Raw genomic sequence first — 1,716 nt, forward strand, 5'->3', positions numbered from 1 at the left:
CATCGGTTCGCTCCTGCGCAAGGCGCAAGGCGAGGGGCTTGAGCCCGGCCCGGTGCAGGTCAGCCATGCAGCCGAGGCCGCGCTGGTGCGCCGTCTGGACGGGTTCGACGCAGCTGTGCAGCGCGCCGAGGCGGGCCGCGCGCCGCATCTGTTGTGCGAGCACGCCTTCAACCTGGCCCAGGCCTTCTCCGCCTTCTACACCCAGTGCCCGATCCTGCCGGAGAAGGACGAGGCGATCCGCGCCAGCCGCCTGCGCCTCGCGCGCACCACGCTGACCCAGCTCCAAACCGTGCTGGGCCTGATTGGGCTGGATGTGCCGGAGCGGATGTAGCCCTTCTTGAAAATTCAGGGTCTTTCGCGTATCTTGTAAAAATCCGTTACACCCGTAGGCGGGTATGTATATAAACCCCTGAGCGAAAGCTTGGGGGTTTTTCTATGCGTGTGGCGGTTCTCATGGATGGTGGCTTCTGCCGTGTCATGGCCCGCGCCGCAGGCAGAACCTACAATCCTGATTTCATAGAAGCCTTGGCTCACCGTGCGCTCGTTGGCGGCGAGACTTTATTGCGCGCGCTCTATTACGACTGTGCGCCCTACCAGGGCAGGGCGAAGCTGCCCGTGAGCGGGCAGGACATGGTATTCGACGCCTCGGGAGGGTGGCTGGATGAACTAGCGCGGCGCGATCTGATCGCTGTTCGCAGGGGTGTTCTGAAGTTTCGTGGCTTCAAACCCCGGCGGGTTCCCGTTTCTCCCCGAGCGCTGACCGATGACGATTTCAAGCCTGACTTCGAGCAGAAAGGGGTCGATATGAGGATAGGTCTCGATATGGCGGTGCTGGCGGCCAAGCGCTCGGTTGAGCGGATCATTCTGATGACCAATGACACTGATTGCGCGCCAGCCATGAAGCACGTGCGCAAGGAAGGCCTGCAGGTGGCGTTGGCGCAATTGCCCGGGCAAACGCCGCCTCATGAATTGCTGGAACACACGGATATCTGCCGTGCGGTTGAGTTTCCGGCATAGCCCACGCCTCTGCCCGATTGACTCGACTCTGTGTCTGGCTAGTTTGGCGCGTCGGTTGCGAGCGCCGGGAGGCGGACGGGATCGGGCATGCATGAAGGCCCCCTGCGGGAGAGACCGGCCAAAGACGCCGGCGCCGAAGGCGCAACCGCCCCGGAAACGCTCAGGCGACAGGACCGCAGGATGATGGCCGACGCTGGAAAGCGGGCGCGAACGCCATGTTCGCCGCCCCACCGAAGGAGCAATGCGGCGCCGGGCTGACAGGCTGGCGCGCGCAGGAATCTCTCAGGTCTCGGGACAGCGGGGGCGCATACGATGCCGGTTCGCGCCGGATCGTAGCCGCCAACCCGCGCTTGAGGAGTCTGACGAGATGGCCGACCCGGCAAACCTGAAAAAGACCCCGCTTTACGATCTCCATGTGGAGCTCGGCGCCAAGATGGTGCCGTTCGCGGGCTACGCCATGCCGGTCCAGTATGACGGCGTCATGGCCGAGCATAATCACACCCGCGCCGCAGCGGGCCTGTTCGACGTCTCCCATATGGGCCAGGCGCGCGTCAGCGGCGATGAAGCCGCGTTCGAGGCGCTGATCACCGCCGATCTGGGCGCTCTGGGCGCGGGCGAGCAGAAATACACGCTCCTGCTCAACGACCAGGGCGGGATCATGGACGATCTGATGATCTCCCGGCCCGACGAGGGCGATCT

2 protein-coding genes, 1 pseudogene and 1 riboswitch are annotated in these 1,716 nt (G+C 64.2%); all 3 genes and pseudogenes read left to right on the top strand.

The window, feature by feature from the left end:
* Positions 1 to 331: DALR anticodon-binding domain-containing protein (locus tag ACTIGC_RS13515; RefSeq protein WP_439634914.1), on the top strand; the 331-nt coding region annotated here is incomplete at its 5' end.
* A gap of 122 nt (positions 332 to 453) precedes the next feature.
* Entirely contained in the window at positions 454 to 1,017 is a 564-nt protein-coding gene (locus ACTIGC_RS13520) for an NYN domain-containing protein (RefSeq protein ID WP_439634915.1), read from the top strand.
* 95 nt (positions 1,018 to 1,112) lie between these two features.
* Positions 1,113 to 1,203, top strand: a riboswitch (glycine riboswitch).
* 181 nt (positions 1,204 to 1,384) lie between these two features.
* A pseudogene (locus ACTIGC_RS13525) lies at positions 1,385 to 1,716 on the top strand (glycine cleavage system aminomethyltransferase GcvT); the annotation flags it as partial.

It is taken from the genome of Glycocaulis sp. (assembly GCF_051859565.1).
GTDB lineage: Bacteria > Pseudomonadota > Alphaproteobacteria > Caulobacterales > Maricaulaceae > Glycocaulis.

What these genes read in the sequence shown, in the direction of transcription:
- ACTIGC_RS13520 (WP_439634915.1), top strand. Translation starts at nt 454, where the DNA reads ATGGATGGTGGCTTCTGCCGTGTCATGGCCCGCGCCGCAGGCAGAACC.